This window comes from Caballeronia sp. AZ1_KS37 (assembly GCF_023631165.1).
GTDB lineage: Bacteria > Pseudomonadota > Gammaproteobacteria > Burkholderiales > Burkholderiaceae > Caballeronia > Caballeronia zhejiangensis.
The window spans coordinates 142,655-157,027 of the sequence record NZ_JALQDP010000028.1; the positions used below are offsets into that span (position 1 = coordinate 142,655).

Below are 14,373 nucleotides of genomic sequence, written 5' to 3' on the forward strand. Positions count from 1 at the left end.
GGTTCTTCTCCCTCAACATGAAGTGATCCGAAAAAGCACTGGAGCGAGACATGGAAAGCACCGCGGATTTGAAGCGCTATGAATTGCTGATCAATGGCGAGTTCGTCCCGCCGAGCGGAGGCGACTACTCGACGAACCTCGATCCTTCGAACGAGAATCCGATCGCCCACGTCGCGCAAGGCACGTCCGCCGATGTCGACCGCGCGGTGCAGGCGGCGCGCGCCGCGCTCAAGCCGTGGAATGCGATCCGCGCCGCCGAACGCGGCCGAATCCTGATGAAGCTTGCCGATCTCCTGCGCGAAAATCAGGAAGAACTCGCGGCGCTCGAAAGTCTCGATGCCGGCAAGCCGATCTCCGGTGTACAACGCCAGGACGTGCCCGCCGCCATCGATACGCTCGCCTACTATGCCGGCTGGTGCGACAAGATCAACGGCCAGGTCGTGCCCGCACGCCCCGACGCGCTGACCTACACCGTGCGCGAGCCGATCGGCGTCGTCGCGGCGATCGTGCCGTGGAATTTCCCGCTGATGATCGGCATGTGGAAGATCGCGCCCGCGCTCGCGTGCGGCTGCACGCTGATCGTCAAGCCGGCCGAAATCACGCCGCTTTCGGCGCTGATGGTCGGGCGGCTCGCGCTGGAAGCCGGCGTGCCGCCGGGCGTGCTCAACATCGTGACCGGCAAGGGCTCGGTCGTCGGCGATTCCCTCGTCGCGCATCCGGGCGTCGACAAGGTGACGTTCACCGGCTCGCCGTCCGTCGGGCGCGGCATTCTGCAGGGCGCGGCGGGCAACTTCAAGCGCGTCACGCTCGAACTAGGCGGCAAGTCCGCCAACGTGATCTTCGCGGATGCGAACATCGACGGCGCCGTGCGCGCGGCCGCATCGGGCATCTTCTTCAACGCGGGGCAAGTCTGCTCGGCGGGCTCGCGCATTCTCGCGCAGCGCGCCGTCTACGACGAAGTCGTCGAGCGCCTCGCCCAGCGCGCGCAGACGATCAAGCTCGGCGATCCGTCCAAACGCGAAACCAACATGGGCCCGCTCATTTCCGCCAAGCAGATGAAGAGCGTGCTCGACTACGTGGACATCGGCACGGGCGAGGGCGCCTCGCTCGTGACAGGCGGCAAGCGCGCGGGCGAACGCGGCTATTTCGTGGAGCCGACGGTGTTCGCCAACGTCGAGCACGAGATGCGCATCTCGCAGGAAGAGATTTTCGGGCCGGTCGCGAGCGTGATTCCCTTCGACGACGAAGCCGACGCGCTGCGCATCGCCAACGGCACCGCGTACAGTCTCGCAGCGGGCGTCTGGAGCGCGGATATCGGCCGCGTGCATCGCATGGCCGCGGAATTGAAAGCGGGCACGGTCTGGGTCAATACCTACGGTTTCACGGACGTGCGCCTGCCGTGGGGCGGCGGCGGCGACTCGGGCTTCGGCCGCGAACATGGCGACGTCGCCATCGAGAATTTCACCGAGCCGAAGGCGGTCTGGGTGGCGCTGACGCCTTGACGGAATGAACGCCGCGGCCAACCGCGGCGAAAGGGAAACGGGCGGTCCGACTCATCGAACCGCCCGTTTGGATCGGAAAGACCCGTCAGACGCGCGCCGTTTCCTCGTTGCGCGCCCGCCAGAGCCGCGCCCGCTGCGTGCTGTCTTCATATTGGACCGTGTTTTGCCGGCAGGCTTCGATTGTCGAATTCTTGCGCTCGACGATCGCCTGGCAAAGAAACTCGGCGCTGTAGGCCGTCAGCAAATGCGGGGAATGGGTTGCGATGTACTGTGCGATCTTCCCGTAATCGCTATCCGCCGATGCCAGCGCGCGATACGTCTGCACATCCCAGCGGAACATCAGGTCGAGTTCTTCGAAAGTCGTGTTGAACGCGCAGACTTGCGCCTGAAGTTCGCGGTCATCGTCGTGCGTTGCATGGATCATGATCGTCTCCTGTATGGCCGTGGGGCTTGAATGCAGGATAGAAAAGTCGATCCATATACGATAGTTAAAGTTTTTTCGCTTATCTATTCAGAAAGAATTATGCGTTCGGTTTGCCCGTCTTCGCGACGATTTGCGTGATCGCTTCGATCTGCGCTGCGCCTTCTTCGATCAGAAACTGCTTGAACGCAAGCGCCACCGGCGGTAGCCGCTTGTTGTTCCGATGCACGACGAACCAGTTGAGCATCACGGGAAAGCCCTCGATATCGAGCACCGCCAGCTTTCCGACCTGCAATTCCATGCTGATCGTGTGCGCGGACAAGAAGCTCAGGCCCATGCCGGCGATCACCGCCTGCTTGATCGTCTCCGTGCTGGTGATTTCCATCGCGACGTTAAGGTTCGGCAGCCGTCCGCCGAATCCTTCTTCCATCGAATTCCAGGTGTCGGAGCCACGCTCGCGCACGATGAACGGTTCGTCGGCGAGCGCTTCGAGCGGCAAGTTCCTCCGTCCGACGAGCGGATGATCGGGCGGCGCGACGATCACGTACGGATGGGGCGCGAATGAGACGTTCACCGTGTCCATATCGCGCGGGGGGCGGACCATCACGGCGAGATCGGTGAGATTGTCGGACAGTTGATGCAGCAGTTCCTCGCGATTGTGTACCGCGAGATTGAGCCGGACATCGGTATTGCGCTGCGTGAACGCGGCGAGCAAGCGGGGGAAAAAGTAATCGCCCGCGCTGATCACCGCGACGTTGAGCGTACCGCCCGCGATGCCTTTGAGTCGGGCCATCGCATCGTCGGCTTCGCGGAATTGCTCCAGAATCGCGCGGCTGTAGTGAAGCATTTCATTTCCGGCCGGCGTCAGATAGATTTTCTTGCCGAGCTGCTCGAACAGCGGCAGCCCGGCGTGCTCCTCCAGTTGCTTCACCTGCGTCGAAACAGCCGGCTGCGTAAGGTAGAGCTCTTCAGCGGCGCGCGAGAAACTCAGTCGACGGGCGACGGTCTCGAAGATCTTGAGTTGACGCAGGGTGGCGTTGCGCAGCACAGCAATCCCTCATCCATTAACGATCACTAATTTATACAATAATTTTTTCTAACTTTCCTTAATCGTTTTTCTCCCCCACGATGCTTTCACGTCCGCGAAAGTTGTAAGGCGGACGGGTGCGCCAAGAACGAAGGGCCACGCCAGACCCCAGGCATCGGCCAGTTTGCCGCAAAGCAACATGAGCACACCCGCAGCATGGAAGCCCGCAAACGCTGCATAACCCATCCGGACTTTATTGGGAATCGCTTTGAAATGATTCTTCGATCGCCTGAAGCGGATGTTTGCCGGATGTGCGAATCGATCGCCCACCTCAAAACGCGCGACATGCGCAATACCCGTGACCGGCGGCCTCACGCCCATGCCGCCTGGACCGAGCATTTCCCCTGACCGACCGCTCGCCGCCGACGCACCGCGCCGGCTTCTCGCAGCACATCAAGCGCCGTACGAGCGCTAAGACAGATAACGGAGACAGACATGGCAAGCGCAGACACGGTTGTGTCCGGGCAATCGCACGGGCGTCACCACAACAGATGGATCCAGCTCGCAGTCGGCATCGTATGCATGGGGCTGGTCGCCAACCTCCAGTACGCATGGACTCTTTTCGTCGTTCCGATGGATGCGAAGCACCATTGGGGGCAAGCGGCGATTCAAACCGCCTTCACCATCTTCATCGTCACTGAAACGTGGCTCGTGCCCGTCGAGGGATGGCTCGTCGATAAATTCGGACCGCGTCCGGTCGTGATGGGCGGCGCGCTTTGCGCCGCCATCGGCTGGATGATCGACGCCCACGCCACCACGCTCACGCATCTGTACATCGCCGCCGTGGTCGCAGGTATCGGCGCCGGTTGCGTGTATGGCACCTGCGTCGGCACGGCGCTCAAGTGGTTCCCGGACAAGCGCGGTCTCGCGGCGGGCCTGACCGCTGCTGGCTTCGGCGCGGGCGCGGCTGTCACGGTGATTCCGATCTCGAACATGATCCAGAGCTCAGGCTACGAGCACGCGTTCATGTTCTTCGGCATCCTGCAGGGCGCGTGCATCTTCGTGCTCGCGCTGATGCTCGTGCGGCCGAATCCGCCGAAAGGCATCGTGCCGGCCAAGCGCATCGTGTCGACGAAGATCGACTACACGACAGGACAGATGGTGCGCTCGCCGCTCTTCTGGGTGCTGTATCTGATGTTCGTGTTCGTCGCGGCGGGCGGCGTGATCGCGACCGCGCAGTTCGGGCCGATCGCGAAGGAATACGGCTTCGCCAAGATGCCGGTGAATCTGCTCGGCGTAACGCTGCCGCTGCTCGCGATGACGCTGTCCATCGACAATCTGTGCAACGGCTTCACGCGTCCGCTGTGCGGCTTCATCTCGGACAAGATCGGCCGCGAAAACACGATGTTCATCATCTTTCTCGGTGAAGGCGTCGCGCTGCTCGGGCTGATGGAGTTCGGCCACAATCCGTATCTCTTCATGCTGTTCGCGGCGATGACGTTCCTCTGCTGGGGCGAAATCTTCTCGATCTTCCCGGCGACCTGCGCGGACACCTTCGGCAGCAAGTACGCCGCCGCCAACGCGGGCACGCTCTACACCGCGAAAGGCACGGCGTCGATGCTGGTGCCGCTCGCTTCGGTGCTCGCGTCGATCGGGTCGTGGAACGCGGTGTTCATCACGGCGGCGGTGACGTCGATCGCGGCGGGACTGTGCGCGAAATTCGTTCTCGCGCCGATGCGAAAGCGCTGGATCGAAAACACGCTCACGGAAGAGTCGTCGGCCGAATCGTCGATCAACGCGTCGTTACGGACCGGCTCGATTCAATGAAACAGGGCACGCCGACGTTGAGCGTATCGCTGCATCAACTGAGGCTTTTCGTCACCCTCGCGCGGCATCGCAGCTTCACGCGCGCGGGCGACGATCTCGGCATCACCCAATCGGCGGTGAGCCGCAGCATTCGCGAACTCGAAGATGAAATCGCGCTGCGGCTCTTCGATCGCACGACGCGTCAGGTCGCACTCACCGAAACCGGACGCAAGCTGCTCGCCCGCATTGCGCCGCTCGTCGAGGAACTGGAAGCGACTCTGCGGCCGCGCGCGCAAGAGGGCGGCGAGCCGGGCGTCGTCAATCTCGCGAGCAGTTGCGCTCTCACGGCGAGCGTTTTGCCCGCGATGCTCGCATCGTGTCGCGAACGTCTGCCTGAAGTCACGATCATCGTGATGGATCGGCCGCAAAACGCCGTGCTGCAACTCGTGCGTTCGGGCGAGGCGGAACTGGGCGTCGCGATCGCGCCCGACAATCTCGACGAACTCGCCGCCGAGCCTCTTTTCGCCGATGGACTTGCTGCCGTCGTCAGCGCGTCGCATCGACTGAGCGCGGCGGCGGGCATCGATTGGCAGCAGTTGCGCGGCACGCCGCTTCTCCTGCTCGACGATGACACCGGCAGCCTGGGCGCCATCGAGGCTGCGCTCGCGCTGCACGGCGTCGCGGGCGCGGTGCGCCAGAAATTCACGCAAGCTGCCGCGGTTGCGCGCATGGCGGAAGCCGGCCTCGGCGTCGGTATCCTGCCGATGCACGCGCGCGCTGCCATCGACTGCGCGCAGACGCGCATCATCCCGCTCGTGCCGGACACGTCGCGCACGATCATGCTCGTACGGCGCAAGAGCCGCGCGCTGCGCTCGAGCGCGGCGAACGTCTGGTCACACATCGTCGCATCCTCGTCGCATACTTTCATCTCGGGTCAGGCCGTCGAGGTCTGACCGACTTCTTGCCGCTGAAGGAAGCCCGCCGCGCATCTCGCGCATGCGGGTTTTCGCTCGTCTGCGAGCGCACGATTCGCCTTGTCCTGTCTGCACTCGGAATGTAGTATCTTGTATATCAGAGAGATATAAAGCTACAACCCTCAGGAGACGAACCATGAAGATCTGCGTGTACGGCGCCGGAGCGATCGGCGGCTATATGGGCGCGCAACTGGCGCGAGCGGGTGCGGACGTCAGTTTCGTCGCGCGCGGGCCGCATCTCGCGGCGATGCAGGCGAACGGCGTCAAGCTCCGGATCGATGGCGAGGAGCACACCGTCAGGGTGCGCTGCACGAACAATGCCGCCGAACTCGGCCCGCAGGATTACGTGATCGTCGCGCTGAAGGCGCATTCGATTCCGGGCGTCGTCGATCTGATTCCGCCGCTGCTCGGCCCGGAAACCGCGATCGTCACGGCCGTCAACGGTCTGCCTTACTGGTATTTCTACAAACACGGCGGCGAGCTCGAAGGCACGAAACTGCAGAGCGTCGATCCTGGCGGCCGCCAGTGGGACGTGTTCGGTCCGGAACGCGCGATCGGCTGCGTGCTGCTGCCGGCGGCGGAAATCGCGGAGCCGGGCGTCATCGAACATCACTACGGCAAGAAATTTCCCATCGGCGAGCCGAGCGGCGAAATCACGCCGCGTCTGCAGGCGCTGCACGACATGATGGCGAAGGCGGATATGGAAGCGCCGATGCGCGACAACATCCGCGATGAAATCTGGCTGAAGCTCTGGGGCAATCTGTGCTTTAACCCGATCAGCGCGTTGACCGGCGCGACGCTCGACGTGCTCACGAGCGATCCCGGCACGCGCGCGCTCTCGAAGGCGATGATGCTGGAGGCGAAGGCGATCGGCGACAGGATCGGCGTGAATTTCCGCGTCGACGTTGAGCGGCGCATCAACGGCGCGGGCGCGGTCGGCGCGCACAAGACGTCGATGCTGATGGACTGCGAGGCCGGACGCCCGATGGAAATCGATCCGCTGATGACCGTCGTGCAGGAAATCGGCCGCCTCGTGCACGTCGAAACGCCGATGCTCGATGCCGTTCTCGCATTGATCAAGCTGCGCGAAGGCGTGAATCAGGGCACGGCGAAGCCGCTGCCGCTCCCGCAATCTCAAAAAGCCGCCTAAACTGCAGACGAAGGGACCAGCGTTGTTTCTGATATACAAGATGCAAAATACTTGCGTGCTGTTGCGATGCAGCATATACTGAGGGCTCTTGAGTGATTCAACTGGAGCCTGAAATGAGCATCGCCCTGCTGGTTGTTGTCGGATTCGCGCTGGTTGCCGTTGGTGTAGGTGTTACGTTTATGATTGCGTCGGCCGTGCCGCAAAGCATGCTGCAGCGCGCACAGGATCACGGTCGCTTCGCCGGTCTCGCGGCGGATGACCAGAACGGCGGTTCGGGCAAGCGTGTCGACGCTCGCCGTCCGCACTTGGGAAATCAAGCCATCAATGCCATCTGATACTCAATCCGTAGATAGTCCGGAAGTTCGCCCCGATGTACGTCCGCCCGGGCTGACGCTTTCGCTGGAGCCGATCAATGCCACGGTTTCGCTGCGCGATCAGGCGTACGCGAAGCTGCGGCAGGCGATCGCCGAGGCGGACATCTATCGTTCGCGGGAAGAAATCCGTCTCGACGAGAAAGAACTGACCGAAGCGCTCGGCGTGTCCCGCACGCCGATTCGCGAGGCCATGACGCTGCTCGAGCAGGAAGGTTTTCTGCGCACGGTGCCGCGCCGCGGCGTCTATATCTTGCGCAAGACCAAGCGCGAGATCGTCGAGATGATTCACATGTGGGCGGCGCTGGAAAGCATGGCGGCGCGCCTCGCGACGCAGCGCGCGACGGACGAGGAAATCGCCCATCTGCGCCACATGTTCGACAATTTCCGCGACTCGACGCCCGCCGAGCATATCGACGAGTATTCGGAAGCGAATATCGCGTTCCATTCGGCGATCGTGCGGCTGTCGAAGTCGGAAATCATCTTCGACACGATCAAGAACATCTTCGTGCACGTCCGCGCGATCCGTAAGATGACGATCTCGCAGAGCGACCGGGCGTCGCGCTCGATCGTCGATCACATGCGGATCATCGAGGCGCTGGAGAAGCGCGACACGGAGCTGGTCGAGCGGCTCGTGAAGCAGCATTCGCTCGATCTGGCGGCGTTCGTCGAGGCGAATTGCGACTTTCTGGACTGATGACGGATTGAGTTGGAAAGAAAAAAACCGCATGGCGTTCGCCGTGCGGTTTTTTTATTTCGTCGTTGATCGAAACGGTGATGCGCGAAGCGGATAGTCGTCGCTCGGCAGCGCGCCGCGCGTCTCGACGGGCACGAAGCCGGGCGCATGACTCGGAGACGGCGCGACGGCTTGCGATGTCGCGAACGACAGGGCAGTGACCTGGCCGATGCGCAAGGCCACCGCCATCGCAGAGTCGAGGTAGACGAACATGGCGCGGAAAAAAGGCGCAAGTCTATCGATGCTGCCCTTTCTCAGCAATAGCGCGCGCCCTTGCTCGGCCCGCGCCGGTTGCCCGCGTGACTAACGCATCGCCTGCAGCATCGTTTCGCCGAGCGCGGCCGGCGAATCGGCGACGTGAATGCCCGCCGATTTCATCGCGTCGATCTTCGCGCTGGCCGTGCCCGATCCGCCCGAGATGATCGCGCCCGCGTGACCCATGCGGCGTCCCGGCGGCGCGGTCGTTCCGGCGATGAAACCGACCACTGGCTTCGTCGTCTTCGCGTCCTTGAGAAACTGCGCGGCTTCTTCCTCCGCCGATCCGCCGATCTCGCCGATCATGATGATGCCCTCGGTCGCATCGTCCTCCAGAAAGAGCGACAGGCAATCGATGAAGTTCGTCCCGTTCACCGGATCGCCGCCGATACCGATGCACGTCGTCTGCCCGAGGCCGGCCGCGGTCGTCTGCGCGACGGCCTCATAGGTCAGCGTGCCCGAACGCGATACGACGCCGATCTTCCCCGGCCGGTGAATATGCCCCGGCATGATGCCGATCTTGCACTGCCCCGGCGTGATGACGCCCGGACAGTTCGGCCCGACGAGCCGGCTCGACGAACCGCTCAACGCGCGCTTCACGCGCAGCATGTCGAGCACCGGAATGCCTTCCGTGATGCAGACGATGAACGGCACCTGCGCGTCGATGGCTTCGAGAATCGCATCGGCGGCGAAGGGCGGCGGCACATAGATGACGGAGGCGTCGGCGCCCGTTTTCGCGACGGCATCGGCGACGGTGTCGAACACGGGCAAGTCCAGATGCGTCGTGCCGCCTTTGCCCGGCGTCACGCCGCCGACCATGCGCGTGCCGTACGCGATCGCCTGTTCGGAATGAAACGTGCCTTGCGCGCCGGTGAAGCCCTGGCAGATGACCTTCGTATCTTTATTGATGAGAACGCTCATTGGGCCACTCCTTGAGCGACGGCGCTGACGATCTTGTCGGCGGCATCGGCGAGATTTTCGGCGGGGATGATGGTGAGACCGGACGTGCGCAGAATCTCGCGGCCCGCATCGACATTCGTGCCTGCGAGGCGCACGACGAGCGGCACGCTCAGATCGATCTCGCGCGCGGCCGCGACGACGCCTTGCGCGATCACGTCGCAGCGCATGATGCCGCCGAAGATGTTGACGAGAATGCCCTGCACCTTCGGGTCGCGCAGGATCAGCTTGAACGCGGTCGCGACGCGCTCCTGGGTCGCGCCGCCGCCGACGTCGAGAAAGTTCGCCGGCTCGCCGCCGTAGAGCTTGATGATGTCCATCGTGGCCATCGCGAGGCCCGCGCCGTTCACCATGCAGCCGATATTGCCGTCGAGCTTGACGTAGTTCAGACCGTGCTTCGCCGCTTCGATTTCGGCGGGATCTTCCTCGTCCTCGTCGCGCAGTTTCTCGATGTCGGGATGGCGATACAGCGCGTTGTCGTCGAAATTGAGCTTCGCGTCGAGCGCCATCACGTCGCCGGAGCCGGTCACGACGAGCGGATTCACTTCCACGATCGACGCATCCAGATCGACGAACGCCTGATACAGCGCCGTGATGAACTTCGACGCAGCCTTGATCTGATTGCCGGTGAGCCCGAGTCCGAACGCGATCTGGCGCGTGTGAAAGGGCTGAAGCCCGGTCGCCGGATCGATCGCGACCTTGAGAATTTTCTCCGGCGTGCGATGCGCGACTTCCTCGATCTCCATGCCGCCTTCCGTCGACGCCATGATCGTGATGCGCGAGTTGGCGCGATCGACCAGCATGCCGAGATACAGCTCGCGCGCGATATCGCAGCCTTCTTCGACGTAGAGCCGCTTCACTTCCTTGCCCGCCGGCCCCGTCTGCTTGGTCACGAGCACGGACGCGAGCATCTTCTGCGCGTTCTCGCGCACTTCGTCGACCGACTTCACCACGCGCACGCCGCCTTTTCCGTCCGGATCGTTGGCGAAGCGCCCGGCGCCGCGGCCGCCCGCGTGAATCTGCGACTTCACGACCCAGACGGGTCCGGGCAGCGCGCGCGCCGCATCGGCGGCCTCCGTCGCGGAAAAGGCGACGCGGCCCTCCGGAACCGCGACGCCGTACTTTCGCAGCAGCGCCTTCGCCTGATATTCGTGGATGTTCATCTCGTCTCCTGATGTCCTCTGATGGGAATGAGCGAGCCGAGCAACAGCATCGTCGGCGCGCTGAAATACTGTATATCAGATTTCACGGCGCGCAAAAACTTTCGTTTGCGGGCTTTTGCAGCGTTAAACGAGTGCTTAACGGGCCGAGGCGGACGACGGTGATTGATGCACTGCAGAATTAAAAATCGGTCGAGCGTTGCTCACAGCGGCGTTCAAGGGATCGTGCGCTGCATCACAGGGTTTTCATCGACCGACGGACGGTTGACTAATACTGTGTGTGGAATATTGTATATCACAGGAGGCGGGTCGCTTTGCGGTCCGACGGTCTACGCGCTCCGGGCACGACGGCGCGGGACGATGTACAAATAATTGTGAATCTATAAACGTCGAAAGAGAGTGGGAGACAAAGCCATGACGGTGAACACATCTGGCAAGGCGCTGGACGGCGTGCGAATCCTGGACTTCACGCACGTTCAGTCGGGACCGACCTGCACGCAGTTGCTCGCGTGGTTCGGCGCCGACGTCATCAAGGTCGAGCGCGCGGGTTCGGGCGACATCACGCGGGAGCAGTTGCGCGATATCCCCGACGCCGACAGCCTCTACTTCACGATGCTCAACCACAACAAGCGCTCGATCACCATCGACACGAAGAATCCGGAAGGCAAGAAGGTGCTCGAGACGCTCGTGAAGAAGTGCGACGTGCTCGTCGAGAACTTCGCCCCGGGCGCGCTCGATCGCATGGGCTTTACGTGGGAGCGCATCCAGGAACTGAATCCACGGATGATCGTCGCGTCGGTGAAGGGCTTCGGCCCGGGACCGTACGAAGATTGCAAGGTGTATGAGAACGTCGCGCAGTGCGCGGGCGGCGCGGCGTCGACGACCGGTTTCGAAGACGGTCCGCCGACCGTCACCGGCGCGCAGATCGGCGATTCGGGCACGGGCCTGCATCTGGCGCTCGGCATCGTCACGGCGCTGTATCAGCGCAACACGAGCGGACGTGGTCAGAAAGTGCTCGCCGCGATGCAGGATGGCGTGCTCAATCTCTGCCGCGTGAAATTGCGCGACCAGCAGCGCCTCGAACGCACTGGCGTGATGAAGGAGTACCCGCAATATCCGAACGGCACGTTCGGCGAAGCCGTGCCGCGCGCGGGCAACGCATCGGGCGGCGGCCAGCCGGGCTGGATTCTCAAGTGCAAGGGCTGGGAGACCGATCCGAACGCGTACATCTACTTCATCACGCAGGCGCCGGTCTGGGGCGAAATCTGCAAGGTGATCGGCAAGGAGGAATGGATCGATCATCCGGATTACAAGACGCCGAACGCGCGCCTGCCGCATCTGAAGCAGATTTTCGAGGAAATCGAGCGCTGGACGATGTCGAAGACCAAGTTCCAGGCGATGGAAATCCTCAACAAGCACGACATACCGTGCGGCCCGATCCTGTCGATGAAGGAAATCGCCGAAGAGCCGTCGCTGCGCAAGACGGGAACGGTCGTCGAAGTCGATCATCCGGTGCGCGGGAAGTATCTGACGGTCGGCAATCCGATCAAATTGTCCGACAGTCCGACCGAAGTCGTGCGCTCGCCGCTGCTCGGCGAACACACCGACGAAGTCATGGCCGAACTCGGCTACACGCCGGATCAGATCGCCACGCTGAAGAGCCTCGGCGCGATCTGAGCACATTGCCTTGCACTGACGTCCGCCTTCGAAAGAGGGCGGCGCAGGCCCCTGCACGCCCCTATAACGGAGACGCACCAAATGAACAGCACGGTTGCCCAGGACCGCGGCGAAGCAGCCAATTCATCCACGCACGCGGCGGCGGTCGTTCCGCTCCACGCGCCCGACGCGAAACGCCGCGTCGCGGAAGTGTTCGCCCGAGTGAAAGCGGAAGGCCGCACGTCGCTGACCGCGCCGGAAGGCAAACTCGTCTGCGATGCATACGGCATCGCGGTGCCGCAGGAAGGCGTCGCGAAATCGGCGGACGATGCCGCGAAGCTCGCGTCGTTCATCGGCTTTCCGGTGGTGCTGAAGATCGTTTCGCCGGAAATCCTGCACAAGACCGAAGCGGGCGGCGTGCTCGTCAACCTGAAGAATGAAGCCGATGTGCGTGCCGGTTTCGACACGATCATCTCGAACGCGAAGAAGTACGACCCGAAGGCGACGCTTGTCGGCGTGCAGATTCAGCAGATGGTCGGCGCGGGGCAGGAAGTCATCATCGGCGCGGTGACGGACCCGTCGTTCGGCAAGCTGATCGCGTTCGGTCTCGGCGGCGTGCTTGTCGAAGTGCTGAAGGACGTGACGTTCCGGCTCGCGCCCGTCACGCGCGAAGAAGCCGCATCGATGCTCGACGGCATTCAGGCCGCAGAAGTGCTGCGCGGCGTGCGCGGCGCCGAACCGGTACATCGCGAGGCGCTGATTACCCTGATCGAGCGCGTGTCGCGTCTCGTCGACGATTTCCCGCAAATCTCCGAGATGGACCTGAATCCGGTGTTCGCGAGCCGGAACGGCGCGGTCGCGGCGGACGTGCGCATCGTGATGGATTTCGCGCCCGCCGAACCGCGCTATCGGCCGACGCAAGAGCAGATCGTCGCGCAGATGAACCGCATCATGAAGCCGGATGCGGTCGCGGTGATCGGCGCGTCGAACGAGGACGGCAAGATCGGCAATTCGGTGATGAAGAACCTCATCAACGGCGGCTATCAGGGCACGATCTATCCGATTCACCCGAAAGCCGACGAGATCATGGGCCGCAAGGCGTACAAGAGCGTGAAGGACGTGCCCGGCGTGATCGATGTCGCCGTGTTCGCGATTCCCGCGAAGTTCGTGGCTCAGGCGCTCGTCGAAGTCGGCGAGAAGAAGATTCCGGGCGCGGTGCTGATTCCGTCGGGCTTCGCGGAAACGGGCAATCACGAAGGTCAGGAAGAGATCGTCAAAATCGCGCGGCAATACGACATCCGCATGATGGGCCCGAACATCTACGGCTTCTACTACACGCCGAAGAATCTTTGCGCGACGTTCTGCACGCCGTACGACGTGAAAGGCAAGGCGGCGCTGTCGTCGCAGTCGGGCGGCATCGGCATGGCCATCATCGGGTTCTCGCGTTCGGCGAAGATGGGCGTTTCCGCGATCGTCGGTCTCGGCAACAAGAGCGATATCGACGAAGACGATCTGCTCACGTTCTTCGAGCAGGACGACAACACCGAAATCATCGCGCAGCATTGCGAGGATCTGAAGGACGGCCGTGCGTTCGCCGAAGCCGCAAAGCGCGTGTCGAAGAAGAAGCCGGTCGTCGTGCTGAAAGCGGGGCGCACGAGCCTCGGCGCGCGCGCGGCCAGCTCGCATACGGGCGCGCTCGCGGGCAACGACAAGATCTACGAAGACGTCTTCGAGCAATGCGGCGTGATCCGCGCGCGGTCGCTGCGCGATCTGCTCGAGTTCGCGCGCGGCATTCCGAAGCTGCCGACGCCCAAAGGCGAGAACACGGTCATCATCACCGGCGCGGGCGGCTCGGGCGTGCTCTTGTCGGACGCATGCGTCGACAACGGCCTCTCGCTGATGGCGATGCCCGACGATCTCGATGCCGCGTTCCGCAAGTTCATCCCGCCGTTCGGCGCGGCCGGAAATCCCGTCGACATCACCGGGGGCGAGCCGCCGTCGACGTACAAGAACACGATCCGCCTCGGGCTCGAGGACGATCGCATCCATTCGATCATCCTCGGCTACTGGCACACGATCATCACGCCGCCTATGGTCTTCGCGAAACTCGTCATCGAAGTGAAGGAGGAGATGAAGGCGCTCGGCATCGAGAAGCCGATCGTGGCGTCGCTCGCGGGCGACGTGCAAGTGGAAGAAGCCGCGGAATACCTGTACGAGCATGGCGTGCCGGCCTACGCTTATTCGACGGAACTGCCCGTTGCCGTGCTCGGCGCGAAGTACAAGTGGGCGCGCGGCGCAGGTTTGATCTGAGGTTTGGAGGAGGGGACAGGGGCGCGGACCACGTATGTCCGCGCCCTT

The 14,373-nt window shown here is 63.0% G+C and carries 13 protein-coding genes; 8 read left to right on the top strand and 5 right to left on the bottom strand.

Going from position 1 to position 14,373, the window contains the following annotated elements; all coding sequences use genetic code 11:
• Window positions 1-50 precede the first annotated feature (50 nt).
• Window positions 51-1,502: an aldehyde dehydrogenase family protein gene (locus tag NCS00_RS15260; RefSeq protein ID WP_008353906.1), complete on the top strand. Its 1,452-nt coding sequence runs from the start codon at window positions 51-53 to the stop codon at window positions 1,500-1,502.
• 85 nt (window positions 1,503-1,587) lie between these two features.
• Here NCS00_RS15260 and NCS00_RS15265 read toward each other — a convergent pair whose 3' ends face one another.
• From NCS00_RS15265 to NCS00_RS15275, 3 genes are all read right to left on the bottom strand, one after another.
• Window positions 1,588-1,926 carry a hypothetical protein gene (locus NCS00_RS15265; RefSeq protein WP_250440431.1) on the bottom strand — a complete coding sequence of 113 codons (339 nt, stop codon included), beginning with the start codon at window positions 1,924-1,926 and terminating at the stop codon, window positions 1,588-1,590.
• A 97-nt stretch (window positions 1,927-2,023) separates the two neighbouring features.
• On the bottom strand, window positions 2,024-2,968 hold the full coding sequence (locus NCS00_RS15270) for a LysR family transcriptional regulator (protein WP_033536098.1): 945 nt from the start codon (window positions 2,966-2,968) through the stop codon (window positions 2,024-2,026).
• A gap of 51 nt (window positions 2,969-3,019) precedes the next feature.
• On the bottom strand, window positions 3,020-3,349 hold the full coding sequence (locus NCS00_RS15275; protein ID WP_250440432.1) for a hypothetical protein: 330 nt from the start codon (window positions 3,347-3,349) through the stop codon (window positions 3,020-3,022).
• A gap of 96 nt (window positions 3,350-3,445) precedes the next feature.
• Between NCS00_RS15275 and oxlT the strand changes: the two genes are divergently transcribed.
• The 5 genes from oxlT to NCS00_RS15300 all read left to right on the top strand — a co-directional run bounded on the left by oxlT (window position 3,446) and on the right by NCS00_RS15300 (window position 7,948).
• Window positions 3,446-4,777 carry an oxalate/formate MFS antiporter gene (gene oxlT / locus NCS00_RS15280; RefSeq protein WP_008353903.1) on the top strand — a complete coding sequence of 444 codons (1,332 nt, stop codon included), beginning with the start codon at window positions 3,446-3,448 and terminating at the stop codon, window positions 4,775-4,777.
• Window positions 4,774-5,709 (top strand): LysR family transcriptional regulator, encoded by a 936-nt coding sequence (locus NCS00_RS15285; RefSeq protein WP_008353902.1) that lies wholly within the window; start codon window positions 4,774-4,776, stop codon window positions 5,707-5,709. The genes oxlT and NCS00_RS15285 overlap by 4 nt, the downstream gene beginning before the upstream one ends.
• Before the next feature lie 157 nt (window positions 5,710-5,866).
• Window positions 5,867-6,880 (top strand): 2-dehydropantoate 2-reductase, encoded by a 1,014-nt coding sequence (locus tag NCS00_RS15290; RefSeq protein WP_250440433.1) that lies wholly within the window; start codon window positions 5,867-5,869, stop codon window positions 6,878-6,880.
• A 113-nt stretch (window positions 6,881-6,993) separates the two neighbouring features.
• Window positions 6,994-7,215 (top strand): hypothetical protein, encoded by a 222-nt coding sequence (locus tag NCS00_RS15295; RefSeq protein ID WP_051079075.1) that lies wholly within the window; start codon window positions 6,994-6,996, stop codon window positions 7,213-7,215.
• The gene (locus NCS00_RS15300; RefSeq protein WP_008353900.1) at window positions 7,205-7,948 is read left to right on the top strand and encodes a GntR family transcriptional regulator; all 744 of its coding nucleotides are present in this window, start codon (window positions 7,205-7,207) and stop codon (window positions 7,946-7,948) included. The genes NCS00_RS15295 and NCS00_RS15300 overlap by 11 nt, the downstream gene beginning before the upstream one ends.
• Before the next feature lie 342 nt (window positions 7,949-8,290).
• On the opposite strand, the gene sucD is transcribed toward NCS00_RS15300, so the two are convergent.
• On the bottom strand, window positions 8,291-9,163 hold the full coding sequence (gene sucD, locus NCS00_RS15305) for a succinate--CoA ligase subunit alpha (RefSeq protein ID WP_250440434.1): 873 nt from the start codon (window positions 9,161-9,163) through the stop codon (window positions 8,291-8,293).
• Window positions 9,160-10,362: an ADP-forming succinate--CoA ligase subunit beta gene (sucC, locus tag NCS00_RS15310; RefSeq protein WP_175983078.1), complete on the bottom strand. Its 1,203-nt coding sequence runs from the start codon at window positions 10,360-10,362 to the stop codon at window positions 9,160-9,162. Before sucC ends, sucD begins: the two co-directional genes overlap by 4 nt.
• Window positions 10,363-10,773: 411 nt before the next feature.
• On the opposite strand from sucC, the gene frc reads away from it, so the two are divergent.
• On the top strand, window positions 10,774-12,036 hold the full coding sequence (gene frc / locus NCS00_RS15315) for a formyl-CoA transferase (protein WP_008353895.1): 1,263 nt from the start codon (window positions 10,774-10,776) through the stop codon (window positions 12,034-12,036).
• Window positions 12,037-12,117: 81 nt separating this feature from the next.
• Window positions 12,118-14,325: an acetate--CoA ligase family protein gene (locus NCS00_RS15320; RefSeq protein WP_250440435.1), complete on the top strand. Its 2,208-nt coding sequence runs from the start codon at window positions 12,118-12,120 to the stop codon at window positions 14,323-14,325.
• Window positions 14,326-14,373 lie beyond the last annotated feature (48 nt).

Coding starts and splice junctions, on each gene's coding strand:
- NCS00_RS15260 (WP_008353906.1), top strand. CDS start 51: ATGGAAAGCACCGCGGATTTGAAGCGCTATGAATTGCTGATCAATGGC.
- NCS00_RS15265 (WP_250440431.1), bottom strand. CDS start 1,926: ATGATCCATGCAACGCACGACGATGACCGCGAACTTCAGGCGCAAGTC.
- NCS00_RS15275 (WP_250440432.1), bottom strand. CDS start 3,349: ATGCTCGGTCCAGGCGGCATGGGCGTGAGGCCGCCGGTCACGGGTATT.
- oxlT (WP_008353903.1), top strand. CDS start 3,446: ATGGCAAGCGCAGACACGGTTGTGTCCGGGCAATCGCACGGGCGTCAC.
- NCS00_RS15285 (WP_008353902.1), top strand. CDS start 4,774: ATGAAACAGGGCACGCCGACGTTGAGCGTATCGCTGCATCAACTGAGG.
- NCS00_RS15290 (WP_250440433.1), top strand. CDS start 5,867: ATGAAGATCTGCGTGTACGGCGCCGGAGCGATCGGCGGCTATATGGGC.
- NCS00_RS15295 (WP_051079075.1), top strand. CDS start 6,994: ATGAGCATCGCCCTGCTGGTTGTTGTCGGATTCGCGCTGGTTGCCGTT.
- NCS00_RS15300 (WP_008353900.1), top strand. CDS start 7,205: ATGCCATCTGATACTCAATCCGTAGATAGTCCGGAAGTTCGCCCCGAT.
- sucD (WP_250440434.1), bottom strand. CDS start 9,163: ATGAGCGTTCTCATCAATAAAGATACGAAGGTCATCTGCCAGGGCTTC.
- sucC (WP_175983078.1), bottom strand. CDS start 10,362: ATGAACATCCACGAATATCAGGCGAAGGCGCTGCTGCGAAAGTACGGC.
- frc (WP_008353895.1), top strand. CDS start 10,774: ATGACGGTGAACACATCTGGCAAGGCGCTGGACGGCGTGCGAATCCTG.
- NCS00_RS15320 (WP_250440435.1), top strand. CDS start 12,118: ATGAACAGCACGGTTGCCCAGGACCGCGGCGAAGCAGCCAATTCATCC.